At 57.1% G+C, this 22091-nt stretch carries 18 protein-coding genes; 6 read left to right on the top strand and 12 right to left on the bottom strand.

Going from position 1 to position 22091, the window contains the following annotated elements; genetic code table 11:
• Positions 1-26: 26 nt before the first annotated feature.
• On the bottom strand, positions 27-2057 hold the full coding sequence (locus tag EE949_RS06850; protein WP_122663584.1) for a response regulator: 2031 nt from the start codon (positions 2055-2057) through the stop codon (positions 27-29).
• Complete coding sequence (locus EE949_RS06845; RefSeq protein WP_122663583.1) at positions 2057-3538, bottom strand: ATPase domain-containing protein; 1482 nt, start codon at positions 3536-3538, stop codon at positions 2057-2059. Before EE949_RS06845 ends, EE949_RS06850 begins: the two co-directional genes overlap by 1 nt.
• A 283-nt stretch (positions 3539-3821) precedes the next feature.
• Here EE949_RS06845 and EE949_RS06840 point away from each other — a divergent pair, with 283 nt between their 5' ends.
• Complete coding sequence (locus EE949_RS06840; RefSeq protein WP_122663582.1) at positions 3822-4634, top strand: crotonase/enoyl-CoA hydratase family protein; 813 nt, start codon at positions 3822-3824, stop codon at positions 4632-4634.
• A 47-nt stretch (positions 4635-4681) separates the two neighbouring features.
• Entirely contained in the window at positions 4682-5518 is an 837-nt protein-coding gene (nudC, locus tag EE949_RS06835; RefSeq protein WP_122663581.1) for an NAD(+) diphosphatase, read from the top strand.
• Here nudC and EE949_RS06830 read toward each other — a convergent pair.
• From EE949_RS06830 to EE949_RS06810, 5 genes are all read right to left on the bottom strand, one after another.
• Positions 5486-6265, bottom strand: coding sequence for a TSUP family transporter (locus tag EE949_RS06830; protein WP_122663580.1), 780 nt, complete (start codon positions 6263-6265; stop codon positions 5486-5488). The genes nudC and EE949_RS06830 overlap by 33 nt on opposite strands.
• A 211-nt stretch (positions 6266-6476) precedes the next feature.
• Complete coding sequence (locus tag EE949_RS06825) at positions 6477-7244, bottom strand: SDR family oxidoreductase (protein ID WP_122663579.1); 768 nt, start codon at positions 7242-7244, stop codon at positions 6477-6479.
• 29 nt (positions 7245-7273) lie between these two features.
• Entirely contained in the window at positions 7274-8341 is a 1068-nt protein-coding gene (locus tag EE949_RS06820) for a phosphotransferase family protein (RefSeq protein ID WP_122663578.1), read from the bottom strand.
• 203 nt (positions 8342-8544) lie between these two features.
• Positions 8545-8859 (bottom strand): SCP2 sterol-binding domain-containing protein, encoded by a 315-nt coding sequence (locus EE949_RS06815; RefSeq protein ID WP_122663577.1) that lies wholly within the window; start codon positions 8857-8859, stop codon positions 8545-8547.
• Positions 8860-8905: 46 nt separating this feature from the next.
• Entirely contained in the window at positions 8906-9616 is a 711-nt protein-coding gene (locus EE949_RS06810) for a histidine phosphatase family protein (protein WP_122663576.1), read from the bottom strand.
• Between the two features lie 193 nt (positions 9617-9809).
• Between EE949_RS06810 and sohB the strand changes: the two genes are divergently transcribed.
• Together sohB and EE949_RS06800 are read left to right on the top strand one after the other, a co-directional pair.
• The gene (sohB, locus tag EE949_RS06805) at positions 9810-10832 is read left to right on the top strand and encodes a protease SohB (protein ID WP_122663575.1); all 1023 of its coding nucleotides are present in this window, start codon (positions 9810-9812) and stop codon (positions 10830-10832) included.
• A gap of 142 nt (positions 10833-10974) precedes the next feature.
• On the top strand, positions 10975-14586 hold the full coding sequence (locus tag EE949_RS06800; RefSeq protein ID WP_122663574.1) for an NEL-type E3 ubiquitin ligase domain-containing protein: 3612 nt from the start codon (positions 10975-10977) through the stop codon (positions 14584-14586).
• 177 nt (positions 14587-14763) lie between these two features.
• Here EE949_RS06800 and EE949_RS06795 read toward each other — a convergent pair whose 3' ends face one another.
• Positions 14764-15258 (bottom strand): DUF934 domain-containing protein, encoded by a 495-nt coding sequence (locus EE949_RS06795; RefSeq protein ID WP_027902228.1) that lies wholly within the window; start codon positions 15256-15258, stop codon positions 14764-14766.
• Positions 15242-16900 carry a nitrite/sulfite reductase gene (locus EE949_RS06790; protein WP_122663573.1) on the bottom strand — a complete coding sequence of 553 codons (1659 nt, stop codon included), beginning with the start codon at positions 16898-16900 and terminating at the stop codon, positions 15242-15244. The genes EE949_RS06795 and EE949_RS06790 overlap by 17 nt, the downstream gene beginning before the upstream one ends.
• 495 nt (positions 16901-17395) lie before the next feature.
• On the opposite strand from EE949_RS06790, the gene EE949_RS06785 reads away from it, so the two are divergent.
• Positions 17396-18481 (top strand): ABC transporter substrate-binding protein, encoded by a 1086-nt coding sequence (locus EE949_RS06785; RefSeq protein WP_122663572.1) that lies wholly within the window; start codon positions 17396-17398, stop codon positions 18479-18481.
• A 7-nt stretch (positions 18482-18488) separates the two neighbouring features.
• Here the strand turns inward: EE949_RS06785 and EE949_RS06780 are convergent, their stop codons facing one another.
• From EE949_RS06780 to xthA, 3 genes are all read right to left on the bottom strand, one after another.
• Positions 18489-18731, bottom strand: a complete 243-nt coding sequence (locus EE949_RS06780) for a DUF2970 domain-containing protein (protein WP_122663571.1) — start codon at positions 18729-18731, stop codon at positions 18489-18491.
• A 71-nt stretch (positions 18732-18802) separates the two neighbouring features.
• On the bottom strand, positions 18803-20140 hold the full coding sequence (locus EE949_RS06775) for a substrate-binding domain-containing protein (protein WP_122663570.1): 1338 nt from the start codon (positions 20138-20140) through the stop codon (positions 18803-18805).
• Between the two features lie 242 nt (positions 20141-20382).
• A complete protein-coding gene (gene xthA / locus EE949_RS06770) occupies positions 20383-21195 on the bottom strand; it encodes an exodeoxyribonuclease III (RefSeq protein ID WP_122663569.1) in 813 nt (270 codons plus the stop codon).
• Positions 21196-21410: 215 nt separating this feature from the next.
• On the opposite strand from xthA, the gene EE949_RS06765 reads away from it, so the two are divergent.
• Positions 21411-22061 (top strand): GNAT family N-acetyltransferase, encoded by a 651-nt coding sequence (locus tag EE949_RS06765; RefSeq protein WP_122663568.1) that lies wholly within the window; start codon positions 21411-21413, stop codon positions 22059-22061.
• Positions 22062-22091: the final 30 nt, after the last annotated feature.

Raw genomic sequence — 22091 nt, 5'->3', positions numbered from 1 at the left:
CTGACCTTCAGATGGCGCCGAAACCGTCACGCCTCAATCATCTCCCTCACCTTGGACGTCAGATTGTCGAAGGCGAAAGGCTTGGTAATCATCTGCATGCCATCGTCAAGGAAACCGGCCCTGACCGCTGCGTGTTCGGCGTAACCGGTGATGAACAGCACCTTGAGGCCAGGTCGCAGCTGGCGGCCTATCTCGGCTAATTGCCGACCATTCATGCCCGGCAGGCCCACATCACTGATCAGCAGGTCAATGCGCTGCCCTGATTCAAGAATCGGTACCGCCTCAGCGCCAGTGCTGGCTTCGAAAAAGGTATAACCCAGCTCACTCAGTACCTCGCTGACCAACACCCTGACAGCGGCATCATCCTCGACGATCAGTACTGTTTCGCCCTCGTTAGCGAGTCTTTCCGTGCTTTGGTAGATCTGTTCATCTTGAGTTTGCTGGCCTTTGAAGCGTGGCAGATAGAGCTGGACGGTCGTGCCACTGCCAACCACGCTCTTGATCGAAACGTGGCCATGCGATTGTTTGCTGAAGCCGTAGATCATCGACAGTCCCAGTCCTGTCCCCTGACCAATCGGCTTGGTAGTGAAGAAGGGGTCAAAGGCGCGGCTAATGACGTTTTCCGGCATGCCACAACCGGTATCGCTGACGCTGAGCACCACATAATCTCCGGGCAGAAGATTCTCGTGGGCGTTGGTGAAAGACCTGTCCAGGCGCTGGTTGAACGACTCGACCACCAGCAAGCCGCCATCCGGCATGGCATCGCGGGCATTGAGCACCAGATTGAGCAGGGCGCTTTCCAGCTGGTTTGGATCCGCTTCTGCGACCCACAGCTTTTCGTGAAGATGCAGCTCAAGGCGAATGCTTTCATTGAGGCTGCGATGCAACAGCTCGCCCATGGAATTGACCAACTGATTCATTTCCACCGGCTTGGAGTCCAGCGACTGGCGCCGGGAGAAGGCCAGCAGTCGATGCGTCAGGGCCGCCGCACGGTTGGCGGACGTCACGCCCAGGTCGATCAGGCTGTTCAAATCCTCGATTTTGCCGCGTGCCAGTCGCCTGCGCAGCAGTTCAAGGCTGCCGATGATCCCTGTCAGCATGTTGTTGAAGTCGTGGGCAATGCCTCCAGTCAATTGACCGACAGCCTCCATTTTCTGCGATTGGCGCAGGACTTCCTCGTTGTGCTTGAGCTGTGAGGTGCGTTCTTCGACTTGCTGTTCAAGGGTTTCATTCAGGCGGCGTAACTGGACTTCCGCCTGCTTGCGCTCGGTAATATCCGACGTCACGCCGGTCAGCGAGCTGACTCTGCCGTTCTTGGCGCGTATCGCCCGTGCGCGTACGTCGACCCAGTTCAGCGAGCCATCTGGCCACAGGTTGCGGAACTCGATGACGAAGTCTTCCCCGGTATCCAGGCTGCGCTGCAGTGCAGATTGCATGCGCGGCTGGTCTTCGGGGTACACCGAGTCCAGCCAGTCTTCGTACTCGAAGGGGGCGTGCAGATCGCGCCCATAGTGCGCGCGGGAGGTCTCCGAGCATTCCAGCTTGAGAAACTCTGCCTCAAGTTGCCATGACCCCAGGCGTCCGGCTTTCAGGGCATTCTGCAAGCGTTCTTCGCTTTCCAGCAGGTCGGCCATGCGCGCCCTGGCTTCGTACTGACGTCGCCGGCCACGGATTGCGGTGGTGACCAGGCTGACCAGTGTTGCCGGATGGAAAGGGCGCTCAAGGAAGGTGACGTTACCCAGCAACGTTCCGAGGTAGGCCGACGGGTTTTGCTCCGGGCCGCCGTGGTGGGTGAGCAACACGATGGGAATGTCCGACCACGCAGGTTGCCGGGCCAGGCTGTCCACCAGCGGCCCGATCTCGGTGCGGCGCAACGCTTCATCGGCAATGATTGCCACGCCCGCGCCCAGGTTCAGCTCGGCGTTCAACTCCGCAAGATTGTGCGCGACAAGTGCGGGAAAACCCGCCTCCTGCAGAATCATCAGCGCAATCTGACTGTCGCGCCCTCTGGGCGCGAGGATAATCGCTCGCTCCGATAACAGCCCCGGGGTACTCACTACTTTTCATCCCGCATGAGCGGGCTGTCTTCGCCATAGTAGTGTGGGACGCCACGCAAAACGCCCTGAAAGGCTTCAAGCGGGGCACCTATTTTCAGGCCTTGATGACTGATTCGATACTCCCTGATGGTTGATTCATGGGTGCCGGTGCGCTTCTTGATAATCGAAATCGCACGGCGAACCTGGCCCATTGCCTCAAAGTAGCGCAACAGGATGACGGTGTCAGCCAGATAGGTGATATCGACGGGGGCCCGCATGTCGCCCACCAGACCATGTTGCGCGACGGTCATGAATGTCGAAGCTCCTTTACGGTTGAGATACAACAGGAGCTCGTGCATGTGCAGAATCAACGCATTTTCTTCGGGCATGGCTGCCTGATAGCCGTTGATACTGTCAATAACCACTGTTTTGATCTCTTTGGTGTCAACGCTGGAGCGCACCCTGTGGGCAAACTCGCCTGGCGACAGCTCGGCAGCGTCAACCTGCTCAATCAGCAGATTTCCGGTTTTCTGCAGCGCTTCAAGGTCGATACCGACTTTACGCATGCGATTGAACAGCAGGCCCAGTTCTTCATCGAAAATGAAAAGCGCCACGCGCTCACCACGGGCCACAGCGGCTGCAGCGAAGACCATTGAAATCAGCGATTTGCCGGTGCCCGCAGGGCCGAGGATCAGCGTGCTGGAGCCGCCATCAATGCCGCCACCCAGCAACGCGTCCAGTTCTGTTACGCCGCTGGAAATCACGCCGCGGTCATAGTCATTACGGTGCTCCGCAGCAACAAGGCGCGGGAATACGTGAATGCCGTCAGCCATGATCGTGAAATCATGAAAACCGCCGCGATATTTCTGCCCGCGGTACTTCACGACCCGAAGACGACGTCGTTCGGCACCATAGTTAGGGTTCAGCTCTTCCAGGCGGATCACGCCGTGGGCAACGCTGTGCACGGTTTTATCCAGCGCTTCGGTGGTCAGGTCGTCCAGCAGCAGTACCGTCGCGTCATAGCGACTGAAGTAGTGCTTGATGGACAGAATCTGACGCCGGTAGCGCAGCGAGCTTTGTGCCAGCAGACGGATTTCCGAAAGGCTGTCGATCACTACACGGGTCGGCTTGACCCGTTCGACCACTTCGAAAATCTGCCGCGTTGCTTCGCCTAATTCCAGGTCTGACGAGTACAGCAAGCTTTGATGATTTTCGGAGTTGAGAAGACTTTCAGGGGGTGTCAGCTCGAAAATCACAATGTTCTCGTCCAGCTCCCAGCCGTGCGAGGCCGCGCCATCGCGCAGTTCGATGTCGGTTTCTGACAAAGTGATATACAGACAGCGTTCGCCCGCAAGGGCGCCCGCGCGAAGAAATTGCAGAGCTACAGTCGTCTTGCCTGTGCCGGGTTCGCCTTCGAGAAGAAACACGTGCCGACGGGATAGACCGCCTGCCAGAATGTCATCGAGGCCCACAATACCGGTTGCTGCTTTTGATGTAGTCAAGAATCGCCCTCTTGCGACCTTAGGGGTGTGGCATAGCCTTAAAATCGGCTGCTGCGCTGTCAATGCCTGTGACGCAGCTAAATATCGCTTACCCATTACTGGACCGCTGGGCGCGACGAGCGTTCATAGTTTCGCTGCCTGCAGCCCGTTTTAGCGCTGCAATTGCGCGGTGGGTCCGGCAAATGTCACAACCGCTGCCTTACCCCGGTAAAGACTCGCTTGTTATAGTCTGGCGCTTGAATCGGGTTGCCGCCAGAACAACAAAATCCAGTGAGGATCAGCCGTGTCTGACTATCAATCGTTTGTCGTTGAGCTCAACAATCACATTGCCCACGTGCAGATCAATCGACCGGAAAAGGTCAATGCGATGGACGCCGCATTCTGGTCTGAAATCATTGATATTTTCCAGTGGGTCGATGAGACCGATGAGGTGCGTGTTGTGGTCCTCAGCGGGGCAGGCAAGCACTTCTCCTCAGGCATCGATCTGCAACTGTTGGCCTCTGTGGCCAACGAAATGGGCAAGGACCCGGGGCGTAATGCGCGAGCGTTGCGGCGCAAAATTCAGCAGTTGCAGGCTTCGTTCACTGCGGTTGATCGTTGCCGCAAGCCGGTGCTGGCAGCCATTCAAGGCTACTGCCTTGGCGGTGCCATCGATCTGGTGTCTGCGTGCGACATGCGTTATTGCGCTCAGGACGCGAAGTTCGCGATTCGTGAAATCGACATGGGCATGGCCGCCGATGTGGGGACGCTGCAGCGCCTGCCGCGCATCATCGGCGATGGCATCATGCGCGAGCTGGCGTATACCGGGCGCACGGTTGAAGCTCCAGAGGCAAAGGAGATCGGGCTGGTCAATCGTGTCTTTTCCGACTCGGCCAGTCTGCTTGAGGGTGTGTTGGCCATTGCCGGAGAGATCGCTGCCAAGTCGCCAATCGCCATCACCGGTACCAAGGAAATGATCAGCTATATGCGTGATCACCGCGTCGATGACGGGTTGGAACACGTTGCTATCTGGAACGCTGCCATGCTGCAATCAGCAGACTTGAAAACCGCCATGGTTGCTCAGATGAGCAAGCAAAAGCCTGCTTTCGAGAACTAGAGCGAAAGCCAGAGCGAGCATCAGATCAACGTATCAGGGAGTTTTTTATGTCGGGCCCCAGTCGCTGGACCACCGCTGTACTGGATATTCAGATGCCGGGCGGTTGGGCTGTCGTTCACAGCGAGCAAGGTTTCCTGCTGGACAGTAACGGGGCGATGTTCCCCCGGGAATGGCTCAAGCGTCAGGAGCTTGATGTCATCAGCGAGCACGGCATCGGTCATTTCGATGGCGAACCGGTTTATCTGTATGTCCTCAAGGAAGCGGTAGAGGTCGAAGGCTGCAGTTGGCAAGGATTGCGGCAGTTCATGTTGTCTGGCGAGTACGAAGTCTTCCAGCAACTGGGCTATGCCGCGCAGATCAGCACCTGGGCCCGTGAGCACCGGTTCTGTGGCAGTTGCGGACGTCCCACGGTACAAGTCCCGGGCGAGCGGGCGATGTATTGCGAGCACGATAACCTGCGCTTTTATCCGCGTATCTCGCCGAGCATGATCGTCTTGATCACCCGTGGTGACGAAATCCTGCTGGCCCGCTCGCCGCGTTTCGTGACCGGTGTCTACAGCACACTGGCCGGGTTTGTGGAACCGGGCGAGTCTGCCGAAGACTGTGTGCGCCGCGAGGTGATGGAAGAGGTGCAGGTCAAGGTCAGGAACATCAAGTACGTGGGGAGCCAGTGCTGGCCATTTCCCCATTCAATGATGCTGGGTTTTCATGCCGAATATGAGAGTGGCGAGATTGTCCCTCAGGCGGACGAGATCGAAGATGCCCGCTGGTTCAGTATCAATGATCTGCCGCCGTTGCCAGCCAATCGCTCGATTGCCCGGCACTTGATCGAGTTATACCTGGCGCAGCGCTCAGGCGCCCCCGAACCAGTGTTGCCAGGCTAGGCGGGCGGTCAGGCACAACACGACGGTGATGAACACCGGGCGAATGAATTTTGCCCCGCCCTTGATAGCGCTGCGGGCGCCAAGGGCCGCCCCGAGCATCACCGCGATGCCCATGCTCAGACCAATCAGCCAGTCCACCTGCCCGGAAACAATGAACACCGTGAGCGCTGCGGCGTTGCTGACAAAGTTCATGGTGCGTGCCACGCCACTGGCTTTCACCAGATCCAGCGGGTACATCAGCAGGGTGCTGACCGTCCAGAACGCGCCAGTTCCCGGACCCGCCACGCCATCGTAGAAGCCCAGGCCCAGACCTTGCGGGAACTGCCACTTTTTCCTGATCGGTGCATCGCTGTTTACCGGTGCCTTGGGTGTGCCGCCGAACAGCAGGTACAAGCCGCAACCGAAGACGATCACTGGCAGCATCTGGTTGATCCATTCGCCCGGCAGGTACTGAGCAATCACGGCGCCGATCAACGCACCGATGGCGGTACCGATCAGCGCATGGGTCCATTGCCGTGGGTGAAACAGCTTGCGCCGGTAAAAGGTAAAACCCGCGGTGGCCGAACCAAAGGTAGAACTGAGTTTGTTGGTGCCCAACACCAGATGCGGCGGCAGGCCTGCGGTCATCAGAGCCGGGGTGGTCAGCAATCCACCGCCCCCGGCAATGGCGTCGATGAAACCGGCAACAAAGGCAACGACAACAAGCACCGCAAGGGTGCTCAGCTCGACACTCAGTTCAATTGGCATGGGAAGGGCTTACTTGGCAATCGGGCAGAAAGGCTGCTCCGGAAGCTGCGTATATTACTGCAGGAGCGCCGTATCAGGTAGGAGGCAACTTGTTGGCGAGAGGGCTTGCGCTGTGATTCAGGTCTGCCGCCTCGCGAACAAGTTCGCTCCTACCGGTTTGTGTTGAGTCCGGTAGGAGGCAACTTGTTGCCGAGAAGGGTTTGCGCGGTGGTCAGGACAGAAACCCGCCATCCACGTTCAACGCAACACCGGTGGTGTAGCTCGACGCTGAGCTTGCCAGGTACAGCACGGCACCGGCCATTTCGGACGGATCGGCGACTCGCTTGAGCGGGATTTGCTGAAGAGCGGTTTTCAGAATCGCATCGTTCTTGACCAGCGCCGAGGCGAATTTGGTATCGGTCAGGCCCGGTAGCAGGGCGTTGCAGCGAATACCAAAAGGCGCGCATTCCTTGGCGAACACTTTGGTCATGTTGATCACTGCGGCTTTGGTCACCGAATAGATCCCCTGGAAAACGCCCGGAGATACGCCGTTGATCGAGGCCACATTGATAATGCTGCCGCCGCCGTTGTCGCGCATCAGCTTGCCTGCTTCAACCGACATGAAGAAATAGCCACGAATATTCACGTCGACGGTTTTCTGAAAAGCACCGAGGTCGGTGTCCAGCACATTACAGAACTGCGGGTTGGTCGCGGCATTGTTGACCAGAATATCCAGTCTGCCGAATTGCTCGCGGATCTGTGCGAAAACCGCTGTGATCTGCTCCATTTCACCGATATGACACGCAATGGCGGTGGCCTGGCCGCCCTCGGCGATGATTGCCTCGGCGACTTGCTGGCAGCCTTCGATTTTGCGGCTGCTGACAATGACGTGCGCGCCTTGCTGCGCCAGCAATCGGGCGATGGCCTCGCCGATGCCGCGGCTGGCCCCGGACACAAAAGCAATCTTGCCGTCGAGGTCGAACAATTCGGTTCTGGACATAGTGTTTTCCTTGTCTTGTTGAGTCCCAGTCAAAGTCTGGATTTATCGATGACCTGCAGGCTCATTTGTTCGAGCAGTTTGTTCATGTGAATGAACTGTGCGAAACGCTTGTCCTGAGTCTGGCCCTGGAAAAAACGGTAGTAGATTTGCTGCACGATCCCCGCCAGCCGGAACAGCCCGTAGGTGTAGTAGAAGTCGAAATTTTCGATGGTGATGCCCGAGCGTTCGGCGTAGTAGTCGACGAATTGCTGGCGAGTCAGCATGCCCGGCGCATGGCTGGGCTGGCGTCGCATCAACTGGACCGGGGCCGGATCGTTGGCCTCAATCCAGTAGGCAAGGGTGTTGCCGAGATCCATCAGCGGGTCGCCCAGCGTGGTCATCTCCCAATCCAGCACGCCGATGATCTGCAGCGGATTTGCCGGGTCCAGCAGTACGTTATCGAAGCGGTAGTCGTTGTGCACAATTGCCGGCACCGGGTGGTCCGCGGGCATCTTCTCTGCCAGCCACGCTTTGACATGCGTCCACTCTGGCGCGTCCGGCGTACGGGCTTTGTCGTAGCGGTCAGCCCAGCCATGAACCTGACGCTCAACGTAGCCTTCCGGTTTACCCAGATCACCCAGGCCACAGGCCTGATAGTCCACACGGTGCAGCTCCACGAGCCGGTCAATAAAGCTTTTGCAGAGTGTCCGGGTCTGGGGCGCGGTGAGATTCAGCTCCTTTGGCAGGTCGGAACGCAGGATAATCCCCTTGATACGCTCCATGACATAAAAGCCGGCGCCGATCACTGACTCGTCGGTGCAGTGCAGGTACGCTTTCGGGCAATACGGGAACGCGTCCTTGAGCTGATTGATGATGCGGTACTCGCGGCCCATGTCATGGGCCGATTTGGCCTTATGGCCGAAAGGCGGGCGTCGCAGTACGAATTCCTGATCAGGGTACTGCACCAGGTAAGTGAGATTGGATGCTCCACCGGGAAACTGGCTGATCACCGGACTGCCCTCAAGGCCTGGGATATTCGCCTTGAGGTAAGGGTCTATGAGCGCGGCATCCAGCTCTTCGCCTGCGCGGATCTGTGTGGACTGGTCAGTAAGCGCCATGCTTATCCCTTCTGCTTATTATGGTGCGCATAGATCATTGACTAATCGAATGTTGCGAACAACGTGCTGGCTGTCTTATTGGCCGCCGTGTTGCTCGTCGATCATTGCCTTTGATGGCCCGGACACTTTTATGGCTCAGACGAAAAACGGGCAAAAAAAAACCGAAGCGCTCAGGCTTCGGTTTCCTTTTCCGGTCTCATTGATCAGGCCGGGAACAGTTCGCTCAGTTTCATCGCCAGCATCATGTCGCCTTCGGCGCGCAGTTTGCCGCCCATAAAGGCCTGCATACCGTCGGTCTCGCCGCTGACGATGCCCTGCAGGGTTTCGCCGTCCATGACCAGAGTGACTTGAGCGTCAGGGTTTTCGCCTTCCTGCAGTTCGCAGGTGCTGTCTTTGACGATCAGCGAGAAGTGCTTGTCTTCATCGATACGGAAACCGAAGACCAGGTCCAGGCCAGCAGCGGCACTTGGGTTGAACTTGGCTTTCATGGCTTGAACGGCGTCGGCTACGGAGGTCATGGTTCGATCCTTTTTAGTGGTTGTTCTGTAACGGTTTTTGCCAGGGTCATCGATAGGTGATGAGTTCCGGCGTATTCATCAGTTGCAAGTGAGCATGGTTGTTGAAACTCGCCAGCGCGACTTCTCGACCACGGAACTTCAATTGGTTGAGCGAGGTGTTGACGATTTGCCAGTTGAGCTCGAAAGCTTGCTGAGCGGGCATTTGGGTCATCAGGTGGAGCAGGGCGGTAATGGTACCGCCGGAGGTAAACACCGCAATGCGTTCGCCGCTTTGGGCGCGTTCCAGTATTCGTTGCAAACCGGCTTGAACCTGAGCCACGAACGCTTCCCAGCTTTGCAGCTCGGGACTGTCATGCTCGCCGCTGAGCCAGCGTGCGACGATCAAGGAAAACAGGCGCTGAAATTCGGCGCGGTTCTGGGCGGCGTTGCGCATTACATGCAGCGCTTCAGGCTCGTCGCCCAGCATGGCGGGCAGCAACATACGGATCGTGGTTTGTGCATCGAATTCGTTAAAGGCCTCGTCGATCTCCAACTGCGGGGTTTTCAGGCTTGCAGCCCGGAGTTGATCCAGCGTCAGTTCGGCAGTGTGCTGCTGTCGGCGCAAGCCACCGGCGATACAGCGATCAAAGCCTGAGCCTAGCCTGGAGAAATACGCGCCCAGCACTTCTGACTGGCGAACTCCGACAGGCGACAGTACGTCGTAATTGTCGGCACCAAAAGACGCCTGGCCATGTCGTATCAAGTAGATGCTGCCCACGTCCGTATCCCGGTACGTTGAAGTGTTTGCGAGGTTATGAGGATGCCGAAGGCGTGTCAATGAAAAAACATACGCTTGTTTGAATGGTCGATCTCTAAACGATTGGCGGCTGGTCGCCGACAGGCCGCGCCGGTATGCTTGAGTCATCCGCGACCCTTGAATGGTAAGGGCGCCATCGAAGTGAGGAGTCTCTGTGGAGTTTTTAGCCGATTACGCCAGTTTCCTGGCCAAAACGGTCACCCTGGTTGTCGCCATTGTTGTTGTCCTCGTGGCGATTGCGTCGTTGCGCGGCAAAGGCCGCCGTCGGTCGGCCGGGCAGTTGCAAGTCACCAAACTCAATGATTTCTACAAGGCTCTGCGCGAGCGCCTCGAACAGTCGCTGCTCGACAAGGATCGCCTCAAGACCTTGCGTAAAGAGCAGGCTAAAAGCCTCAAGAAAGACAAGAAGCAGGCCGACCCCAAGCCGCGTGTCTATGTGCTGGACTTCGACGGCGACATCAAGGCATCCGCGACTGAAAGTTTGCGCCATGAAATTACTGCGCTGCTGACGCTGGCTACCGAGAAGGACGAGGTTGTGTTGCGCCTCGAAAGCGGTGGCGGCATGGTGCACAGCTACGGCCTGGCTTCATCGCAACTGGCGCGTATTCGTCAGGCCGGTATTCCGCTGACCATTTGCATCGACAAAGTGGCGGCCAGCGGTGGTTACATGATGGCTTGCATCGGTGACAAGATCATCAGTGCGCCTTTTGCCATTCTCGGTTCGATTGGCGTCGTCGCCCAGTTGCCTAACGTCAATCGTCTGCTGAAAAAGCACGATATTGATTTTGAGGTGCTCACTGCCGGCGAATACAAACGTACCTTGACGGTGTTTGGCGAAAACACGGAGAAAGGCCGCGAGAAGTTTCAGCAGGATCTGGACATCACTCACGACCTGTTCAAAAACTTCGTTGCCAATTACCGTCCGCAACTGGCGATTGATGAAGTGGCTACCGGCGAGGTATGGCTGGGTGTCGCAGCGCTGGACAAGCAGTTGGTCGATGAACTCAAGACCAGCGACGAGTACATTGGTGAGCGCGCCAAGACCGCTGAAGTCTTTCACCTGCATTACGTACAGCGTAAAAGCCTGCAAGAACGCATGGGCATGGCTGCCACCGGTTCGGTGGACCGGCTCCTGCTGGGTTGGTGGAGTCGTCTGACTCAACAACGCTTCTGGTAAAACCTTCGAGCGTCGCCTGCAATTTTGCAGGCGACGCTTTTTATTGCCTCGAATAAATCCATGCGCGGTATTTATACAGGTCATTTCGCTTCGCTATATCGCTAAGACTGGCAATCTCTTTGCAATAAGGAAATTGCCCGAAATGCCTAAAACAGCCGACTACCTTGCGAACAATCCACTGCTGGATACCTTCGTTACCGATCACGGTGCGGTCATCAAAAGCCCGGCAAGTTTTGCCAGGGCGCTGATCAAAGCGTACGCCCTCAAACATTGGGCGCTCGATGTTGATCCTGATGCCACTTGCCTGACGACACTTCATTTCAACTCGCCGCCGGCCACTGCGCCTTACCCGGCCGTTGTGCAGCAGGCACTGACCTTGACTGAGGCGCTGCTGAACAACGTACGGCGTCGTTCGGTACTGCTCAGGTGGTACGACTTCTTCCAGCCCTGGCGGCCCGGAGGCATTGAATTGAGACGAGTCGAGAAGCTGCTGCCGAACTTCACCGTGCAAACCTACGAAGCGCTCTACAGGCGAACCAGTCCGCAACGCTATGACGCCTCAACACACACCAGTGTCAGTCCTGATCAGTTCAAGCAATTCATCAAAGACACTGACCTGCGCAGGCTCTACAACAGCTATCTGGAGCAGTTGCTCTCCACTCGTGCGCAGTATTTCCCGGTCCTGGCCAAAGCCGCCTTTGTCAAAGCAGCTTTCCTGCAGCTGCATGAAGAAACACTGAGCACGCCCGACTGGCAACTGGCACTTGAATCCGCGGGGCTCTCGGCGGCACAGCGTTGGGACACGCTCACTCCGGCGAAACTTGCCGAGCCGTTTTCCGCCCCACGTCATGTGGTCGTTTCACCGTTGAAAGTTCATCACTACAGTGCCACTGACATTCTGCTGATCAAGGACCGGCGCAGTCTGCGCACGCTGCTTTACATCCCCGGAAACTCTTCACCCCTGCACGGCTTTGAAAGTGAAAGGAAGCTGTCGCAATGGCTGGCGACCCAGTGCCGGGATCCCGGCAGGCGGCTGGCGCTGGCCGCGCACTTTCAGGAGCGCGACAACAGCGACGGGTTGTTTCTGAGTGGTTTGCACACCGCTCTTGAGGGGGTTGCGGCTTATCCGCACTGGCTTGACAGGGCAACGGGTAGTTGGCCGCCGCGCCAGTACGTGCACGCGGGCAAGCAGATCATCGGTGATCCGTTTGATGCTGTGCGTGACCGCTTGCAGGCACGTTTCAGAGATGATGCCAGGTCGGTCATCCACAGCCGCAATGAAGCTCATCTGGAGGGGCTTGCCGAAGGATTGACTCGCAGTCTTGTCTTTACCGGGTTGATTGCATTGATGGTGCCTGAGGCCGTGCCATTCATTATCGGTCTTTCCGTCACACTGGTCGGCGTTGGAGCGGTTCAAGCGCATCAAGGCAAAACCTTTGAAGAGCGCAAACACGCCGAGCAGCGCATCGCATTTGGTCTCTTCAACGCTCTGCCGTTGGCCGCGGAAGGTTTTGTCAAAGTGCTTGCCAGCCTGTCAGATGCGACATCAATTGAGCCGCTGACCGGTGTTGATGAGCCAGCCCCGGTGGCCGGGAAAGGGTCAGAGCCTATCAGTAGATCGCGTATGCGCTTTGAAATGGCGCCTCCCAACCTGCGCTCACTCGGTTCCGGTCTGCGTCAGTCCTTGAAAACGTTCGAGGCTCCGTCCGCATCAGTGCACGGCGAACCTACTATTCACGGTCCCAACGGCATGCTCGACATCTACCATTCCGATGGACATTATTTCGTGCCGATTCATGACAGGGCATACCAGGTGTGCTGGGAGGAGTCCGCTCGTCAATGGCGCATCACGGCTTCTGACGGAACCGGTAGAGCTGGGCCGTTTATCAAGCAACTGGATACCGATCAGTGGGATATTGACCTCGGCGGCCTCAAGGGCGGGATGGATAATGGCACGGCGCCCGCATCGGTGCCTGGCGTGGCACAACCTTCATTGCATGCACAGGTCGAGTCGCTATACCCAGGCTTCACCTCGCAGCAGACCGCTGACTTTATTGCCGGGATGCGCGCCAACGGCACATCAATCGAAATACAGCTGGCACGATTGTCCATGGATTTTCAGTCGCTGGACCGCAGCCTTGAGCGCTGGGTCAACGGGCCGATGAGCTGGCGACCAGTGACTGAAACCCATTCGATACCGGTGTCCAGTCTGTCCCGTCGTCAAGCGGCTGAAATCATCAAGCGCTGCTGGCAACGACAAACGCCTGTAACCGGCACGCTGGCCCGACATCTGAATGGCTACGCACTGGATTTGTCGGGCCTGGTGATTGGCGATCTGCCTTATTTGCCCGGTGATTTCAGTCATGTAACGGCCATTAATGTCGCGCGAACCTATATGTCGCAACAATCCGTGAGCGCCCTTGTGAGTAAATGCCCTGGACTGAGCTGGCTGAATGCCGAAAACAACTTCCTGTCAGTGATACCTGCAGGCATTCGTAATCTGCGACAGCTGACTCGCCTGACCCTGGCCAACAACCGCATTGTGCTCACTGGCGACATGATGCAAACCCTCAGCGGCCTACGTAATCTGCGCTTGCTCAATCTTGAGCGCAACCCGATCGGGCCACTGCTTGACGTCAGCGCCATGCCGCAACTGCTCAATCTTTTTTTGCGCGGCACCGGCCTTGTGGAGGCTCCCGTCGGCGTCTTCGAAATCCCCGGTCTGGTGGCTTTGGACCTGCGCGGCAATCAGATTACGACGCTGCCTGAGGCTTTCTTCGAGATGCCTGGCGCTGCCGACCATACCCTTCTCGACGGCAATCCTCTTTCCATTGGTACCCGAATCCGTATCGGCACCGTTGGCGGCCCGATGGTGTTTACCGAAGTGGCTGACAATGTAGAGTTCTGGCTGGCTCAGACGCCAGCACTGGAGCGCGTGCATCGTCGCGAGCTTTGGGAGCTGTTCTGGAGCCAGCTGCATGCTGCAGATTTCTTCGAAATCATCTCCCGCTTACAAGGCTCTGCCGATTTCAGCCTCAGTCGTGCAGCCGTCACGCAACGAGTGTGGGATCTACTCGAAGCCGGAGCGCAGGATGAAGCATTGCGTACCCGGTTAATTGCGATGGCGGCGTTCCCGGAAACCTGTGTTGATGGTGCTTCTGTCATTTTCAGCAACATGGAGCTGGAAGTACTGGTGAGTCAGGCACGTTCATTGGCGGGCGCAGGAAGAGAAGGGCCGCAGTTGCTCAAGCTCTTACGCGGCCTGTTTCGTCTTGAGGAGGTCGATGGCATTGCGAGAATGGATGCCGCCGCACGCATCGGGTTTACCGAAGATGTCGAGGTGCAGTTGGCCTATCGTGTGGGCCTTGCCAGTCGCCTTGAATTGCCGATCAAGTCGCGCACCATGCAGTTTTCCACTTCTGCAGATGTTACCGCTGATGCGCTGAACAGGGCCGAACAGACCGTATTGAGTCGTGAGACGCCCGAGGAGCTGACCGCCTTTGCGATCAAGCGTGATTTCTGGATTGAACACTTGAAGCGTCAATACGCCGATGAAGTCCTGGCCTGCCAGCGGGCAACGGCAATTCGCATGGAAGCCCTGGATGATTTGCACAGCGTACGCCCCATGACCGATGCTGTTTACAAGCGAGAAGCGGACGCAATCATGCTCCAGCGGCAAGTAGACGAAGAGCAACTGATGACGCAATTGACCCAGGCGGAACTGGCGGGCGGTCCTGCCGCCAATGAGGTGTGAACCCGCGGGTGTGACCGGAAGATTGCCTGTAGGACCGAATTCACTCGGGAAGAGGCCAGTACATCCGCCACATTTTTATCGTCAGGAATGCCACCTTTCCGGCTAAAACCGGTCCCCCGATATGAAAAAAGCCCAGGCTGGAAATCCAGACCTGGGCTTTTTCAGGCAACGAACGAATTAACGTCTGCGGAACAACGGCAGCGGCTCGTCGGTTGCGGCTTGATACGTCACTGAAAAGTCCTTCAATCCCTCAAGTGCTTCATACGGATCTTTGTCGGCGCGAATAGCGAACGCGTCGAAGCCGCAGCGATGCAGGTAGAACAGTTGATCGCGCAGTACGTCGCCGATAGCCCGCAGTTCACCCTTGTAACCATAACGATCACGCAGCAGGCGCGCGTTAGAGTAACTGCGGCCGTCGGTGAAGGCCGGGAAGTTCAGGGCAATGACCTGAAACTTGTCGACATCGGCTCCGATTTCTTCAGCTTCTTCATCGCTGTCCAGCCAGACACCCAGGCCGCCATCACGGGCAGCAAGTGCGTGGCCATGCTCGCGCCACAGCGAAAGCGGAACGATCAGGTCGTCGCAGTTCGACAATTCGTCAAAGGATGTCTCCTTGGGCAGCAGGTGCCAGGTTTCATCGATGACTTCGTTGTTCTTAATGATTCGCTGCATAGACGCGCTCCTTGAAAGGGTCGATGCCGATACGCTGGAAGGTGTCGATGAAGCGCTCGTCTTCGTTGCGTTTTTCAACGTAAACGTCGATCAGCTTCTCGATCACGTCCGGCATGGCGTCCTGAGCAAAGGACGGGCCGAGGATCTTGCCCAGACTGGCGTCGCGGCTTGCGCTGCCACCCAGGGAGACCTGGTAGAACTCTTCGCCTTTCTTGTCCACGCCCAGAATGCCGATATGGCCGACATGGTGGTGACCGCATGCGTTCATGCAACCGGAAATGTTCAGGTCCAGCTCGCCGATGTCGAACAGGTAGTCCAGGTCGTCGAAACGGCGCTGAATGGATTCGGCAATCGGGATCGACTTGGCGTTGGCCAGCGAGCAGAAATCGCCGCCAGGGCAGCAGATAATGTCCGTCAGCAGACCCACGTTAGGGGTGGCGAAACCTTGCTCGCGCAGTTCATGCCACAAGGTGAACAGTTGGCTCTCTTCCACGTCAGCAAGAATGATGTTCTGCTCGTGAGAGGTGCGCAGTTGACCGAAGCTGTAGCGGTCGGCGAGGTCTGCGACGCCGTCGAGCTGCTTGTCGGTCAAATCGCCGGGTGCAACACCGGTAGGCTTGAGGGACAGCGTGACTGCAACGTAGCCCGGTTTCTTGTGAGCCAGGGTGTTGCGCGTGCGCCAGCGAGCAAAGCCGGGATGTTCCTGATCCAGCTTGGCCAGTTCGGCGCTGAAGTCTTCAAGTGCTTTGTATTCAGGGTCGACAAAGTGTTTGGAGACACGATGCACTTCAGCTTCAGTCAGCGTGGTCTGGCCGCCACGCAGGTGGGCCATCTCGGCTTCGACTTTCTCGGCGAACACTTCAGGGGTCAATGCCTTGACCAGAATCTTGATCCGCGCCTTGTACTTGTTGTCACGACGGCCGTAACGGTTGTAAACCCGCAGGATCGCATCGAGATAGCTCAACAGGTCCTGCCATGGCAGGAACTCGTTGATAAAGGCGCCAACGACCGGTGTACGGCCCAGGCCGCCGCCGACCAACACGCGGAAACCCAGTTCGCCAGCTTCATTCAGGACAGGCTCAAGGCCGATGTCGTGAACTTCGATGGCGGCACGGTCGCTGGTCGAACCATTGATCGCGATCTTGAACTTACGCGGCAGATAAGCAAATTCCGGGTGGAAAGTGGTCCATTGACGGACGATTTCGCACCATGGACGCGGGTCTACCAACTCGTCAGCCGCTACGCCGGCGAACTGATCAGTGGTGACGTTGCGCAGGCAGTTGCCGCTGGTCTGGATGGCGTGCATCTGCACGGTTGCCAGCTCGGCAAGGATGTCCGGAATATCTTCCAGCGCAGGCCAGTTGAACTGAACATTCTGCCGTGTGCTGATGTGCGCGTAGCCCTTGTCATAATCGCGAGCGATCTTGGCCATCATCCGTGTCTGGCGTGAGGTCAGCTGGCCATAAGGCACAGCCACGCGCAGCATCGGCGCAAAACGCTGGATATAGAGGCCATTTTGCAGGCGCAAAGGGCGGAACTCTTCTTCGCTGAGTTCTCCCGCAAGATAGCGTCGGGTCTGATCACGGAACTGCTTTACGCGGTCCTCAATGATCCGCTGGTCGTACTCGTCGTATACGTACATATAGGTCCTGTTCTCAGGCAATTACCACAGCAAATCTGCGCGCACGGCCGCGCACTCCTGACGGAGCCGGGGGAAGATAACAGTTTGCGGATATACACAAAAGTGGCGTTTGCATATATGCAAATAGCTAAAAGTGATAAGCATTTGGTCTGACGTTCATAACCCTGCTTGTGGTATGGACATCCCTCGGCTTTACTGGGGTCGAGTCTGACCTGAAAGAACCTGAGACTCACCGCTTTATCCGTGCCGCCACTAATAAAACAGACAAGAGGCAATGTTCATGAGCAATCATCCCAAAGTTTCCAAGAACGACAGTCATGTTGATGCCTGGGCCATTTTTTTCATCATCATTCTTGTTGTGGGGGCCGCAGTGTTCTGGGTCAGCCATCAATAAGACTTCTCGGAACACATTTGCGGTGCAGACAATCGGGTTAGCGGCCGATAGCTAAGTGGATCTTCGAAAAGATCTTTGGCTATTTATCAAGGCTCGTCTGAATGACTCGACTTTGCTGCGGCGTACTTGTGGTCGCTTTAGGGTGCTGGCTGAACGCAGCCAGCGCCGCCTCAGTAGTTTTTCTGAGTCCCGGACCTGCGTCCGATGGCTACTGGTCGGCGTATACGCGATTGATGCACGCGTCGGCGGCCCAGCTCGGCATAAGCCTCACGGTGCTCTACAGCAACCGTGACACACGGCAACTGGTCGAGCAGGCGAGGGATGCGCTGCAGGGGCCGAGCCGTCCGGACTATCTGGTGTTTTCCAATGAGCTCAATATTGCACCCGAGATTCTTCGCTTGTCACAGAACAGCGAGGTAAAGCTCTTTGCCGTAAACAACACGTTGACCGCTGACCAGTTGCGAATTCTTGGGGATGTTTCGCAACGTTACCCCAACTTTATTGGCAGCCTGGTGGGGGATGATGAGGAGGGTGGCTATCTCACTGCCAAACGCTTGATCAGCCTGCATCCGCCACTAACGGCTGGCAATGTGATTGAGATGCTCGCTTTTTCGGGTACCAACACCACTCCGGTCTCTTTGAAGCGTGAGCAGGGCATGCGTCGGGCGCTGGCTGAGCATCCGCAAGTTCGTTTGCGGCAAATCGTATTGGGCGGCTGGCGACGTGATCGTGCGCTTGAGCAAGCCCGTGTTCTGCTCAAACGCTACCCGGAGATCAGTCTGATCTGGGCGGCAAATGATCAAATGGTATTTGGCGCCATGGATGCCGTACGGGAAACAGCCAGAGAGCCGGGCAGGGAGGTACTGTTCAGCTCTATCAACTGGTCACCGCAATCCCTGATTGCGCTGCAGGAAGGGCGTATCAGTGCCCTGGCAGGCGGGCACTTCATGCTGGGTGGCCTGGCCATGGTCCTTTTGCATGATTACGACACCAGTGAGCCTGCCGCTCGGCCAATTATCGGTGCTCGCCAGGCCCGTGTCATGAAAGAGGTCCGCGTCGGTGATCTGAAACAGATTCACGCTGACAGCGAGCGCGATGACTACGGTGTGGATTTCCGTGCCCTGAGCCTGAAAGGCCAGCCAGCGGGAACTGACTATTCATTTTTGTCGCGTCCGACCGTTCCATAGGTCGCGTTCAGCCTACGGCGAAGTACACAATCAGCTGCACCACGCCAAACAGCGCTGCGGCAAAGAACAGCGTGAACGACAGCCCGATGATTGCAAAATGAATCGGCTTGCCTCGAGTAAAGTCCCGCTCACGGTTTTTCCCGCTTTGCACGCCGAATGCAGCCGCCATAACGCTGTGCAGCATCTGCCAGAACGTCGGTGGCTTGCTGTCCTCAGAGTCTGGCGGTTCAGGTGCGGTTGGGGGGTGCATGTTGCCTCCTGATGGGTATTCACGAGGATAGCCGAGCAATCGAGTCTGGTCAGGCTATCGGCAATGCCCCATCAATCCACCCAGACTTCGACACGTCGGTTCTTGATGCGACCGTCGTCAAGGTCATTGGCCGCCACCGGCATCTCATCACCAAAGCCGACAACCTCTCGCAGCGTGACATTGCTTTTGAGCAACTCCCGTCGCACCGCCATGGCGCGCAAGCGGGAGAGTAGCTGCGCGCGTTGGGGGTCGCTTTTGACATCGCCAAAACCCACCAGCGTGACCCGCTGATCAAGTTTGTCGTGTTGCTTCAGATACTCTGCAACTCGTTTTACGTCGAGCAGCGCCTTGTTATCCAGCGTGGCGCTGCCTTGGGCAAATCTGAAGTTGACCGACAGCCGTTCTGCTTCGCGGGTCAGCGCCTGATATTTGCCGGGCATCTGCGCAGTGGCCTGAACCTTGATGGTTTGCACGGTTTGCGCAACGAAGCCGTTTTGCGCAACGATGGCCTGGCCGTCCGGGCTCTGAGCGAAATTGACTAGCGCGGCCGCCCAGGGTTGATATGTTTCCACTGGGAGGTAAAGGTAAAGACGGCGCGATAACGGGTAATCCTCTGTAGCGATCAGGCTCACGCTGGGGAGCATAGGCCGCGAATCGCCATCGGCCACAGCTACGGCTTTGGAATGACGAACATAGGGCAGGCCAATGAAGCCGATGCCGTTGCGGTCTGTGCTCACTTCATCGGACAGTTGTTCGCTGGACTCGAAGCGCTTTGCAGTTGAGGAAAGTGTCTTGCGGTATTTGAGCAGGACAAGTTCTTTGAAAGTTTCGAAAGTCCCTGACTGCTCGTCACGGGCATAAAGATGGATTTCACCTTCTTTTCCGCCCAATGCCTGCCAGTTGCGGATTTCGCCAGAAAATATACGCGCCAGTTGTTCTGTCGTCAGTTCGCGTATGGGGTTGCCTGGATGCAGGATGACTGCAACGCCGTCAATAGCGATGACTTGCTCGGCTCCGGGGCTTTTCAGGTTGCCGATGTCCGCGAGGTACTGGACTTCCTTATCTTTGATTGGCCGTGACGACGCGGCGATATCAGCTTTTCCCGCCTTCAATGCAGCGAAGCCTGTGCCGGAGCCATGGGCTGCGATTTCGACAGTCAGTTGCTTGCCATCAGCCGCAGTGCCGGTCACCTGGAGTTCGTTGGCTACGGGGCCCGCGCCAGTGTGAATATCACGAGCACCTTGTTTGCGCAGCAGCCCCTCGACAAGGGCAGGGCCGAGCTGGGCGTCGATGGTATTAGAGCCATGAATACGCAGAACCGGGGTGTGATCGGCGGGCAAAGGCAGGCTGGCGGTCGCGTCAAGCGCGAGTAAAGAGAGTACAGCCAGCAACGAAACAGCGCGCAGCATGTGCGGCACCTTGAATATCAGGAAAGTGCCGAGAGATTAAGTCGGATTGATTACCGTGATGTGACAATTGAATTTAGGGGGATGGCGATGTGCTCACTGAAGCCAATGAGTGTTGGAGGCCGGGGCACTGCTGGCGCGGGACCGACTTTAGCCGGGAAAGCTGCTGATCAGATGCCACACATGCAGCAACTGTCCCGGCGTCTTCGCGGCTAACGCCGCTCCATGGGCTTATTCATTACAAATCAGCTCAATTCCAGCCAGATCGGCGCATGATCCGAGGGTTTTTCCATGCCGCGCAGTTCATAATCAACACCGCCAGCCTTGATGCGTGGCTGTAGGCCGTTGGAGGCCATGATCAAGTCGATGCGCAACCCGCGTTTGGGCTGATCCTCGAAGCCGCGGCTGCGATAGTCAAACCAGCTGAACTGATCAATCACTTCCGGGTGAAGGTGTCGGAAACTGTCCACCAGCCCCCAGTTCTTCAGGCGAGCCATCCATTCGCGCTCTTCTGGCAGAAAGCTGCACTTGCCGGTTTTCAGCCAGCGCCTGGCGTTTTCCGGGCCGATGCCAATATCACTGTCTTCCGGGGAAATGTTCACGTCGCCCATGACGATGAGTGGCTGGTCGTTGCTGAAACGGGTTTCCAGCAAGGCCTGAAGGTCATTGTAGAAACGCTGTTTGGCCGGAAACTTGGTCGGATGGTCGCGGCTTTCTCCTTGCGGGAAATAGCCATTCATAACGGTAATCGGTTGGCCGTTATCGTCGGCAAATGTGCCCCAGATGAAGCGCTTCTGTGCCTCTTCGTCGTCCGTCTCGAAGCCTTTGTGCATAGCCAGCGGCATTTTGCGCGAAAGCAGAGCAACACCGTAGTGACCTTTTTGTCCGTGGAAGTGCACGTGATACCCCAAGGCTTCAATTTCCGCCTGGGGGAACTGCTCGTCCGAGACTTTGGTTTCCTGCAGGCCGATAACATCAGGCTGGTGTTTCTCGATCAGCGCCGCCAACTGATGAGGTCGGGCACGAAGCCCGTTGATATTGAACGAAACGATTTTCATGGGCGGGCAGTCCTGGCAAATACAAAAAAGCGATGCTAGCTGACCTGTCGCTTCATCACCAGTGCGGTTAGGTCAGTCTGGGCCAGGTATTGCCGATGGCAGCCTCTTAGTGTGTTCACGAAGGATATTGGAACTGTGGCAGCAGGCGCTGACTCGAACCCTTTGTACCACCGGAGCGCTGCCGTCCGAGCTGCGCCTTGAAGAGAGGTTGTTCCATGCCTGAATCGTCTGCCATCGTGGCTGAAGTTCGTCAGCTCGACAGCGGTTACTCGAGGGAAACCCGCTCGCTGCTGTATCACGCCTATCGCCACGAGCCGGGTTTCGCTTACCTGTTCAATGCCGAACGCAGTGGTTTCGATCAGCGCGTCCGAGCGACCGTCCGCGAACTGGTCAAGCAGCATTTCCTGCAGGATTTACCCGCTATAGGTCTGTTCATCGAAGACCGTTTGGTGGGTGCCGCGCTGATCGCGCCTCCGCAGCGCCGTCTGGGTATCACCGAAAGCTGGGCCTGGCGTCTACGCATGGTGCTCAGTACGGGGTTTAACTGCACTCGACGCTATCTGGAGTATTACAACGCCGTTCTGGCGTGCCTGCCTTCGGAGTCCGTTCATGTTCTGCCATTGCTTGGGGTTCATCCCGAGTTTCAGGGCGAGCACCTTGGCGGACAACTGCTCCAGGCCGTGCATAACTGGTGCGCCGAGGATGAAAGCTCTCAGGGCATCGTGCTCGACACCGGGAATGCTCGTTATCTTGAGTTCTATAAAAGACAGGGATACGAGGAAATAGGTGAAGTTGCTGTAGGGCCTATCCGCGAACACGTGTTTTTCCGCCCAAATCCTCAGGTTTCACTGCAAGAGATGGCGTAAAGGTATGAATTTCTTACTTTTTGGCGGGTT

The sequence above is a fragment of the Pseudomonas viridiflava genome (genome assembly GCF_900602065.1).
Classification (GTDB): domain Bacteria; phylum Pseudomonadota; class Gammaproteobacteria; order Pseudomonadales; family Pseudomonadaceae; genus Aquipseudomonas.
The sequence above is the reverse complement of the archived record's forward strand: the minus strand, read 5'-3'. Positions and strand labels throughout refer to the sequence as shown.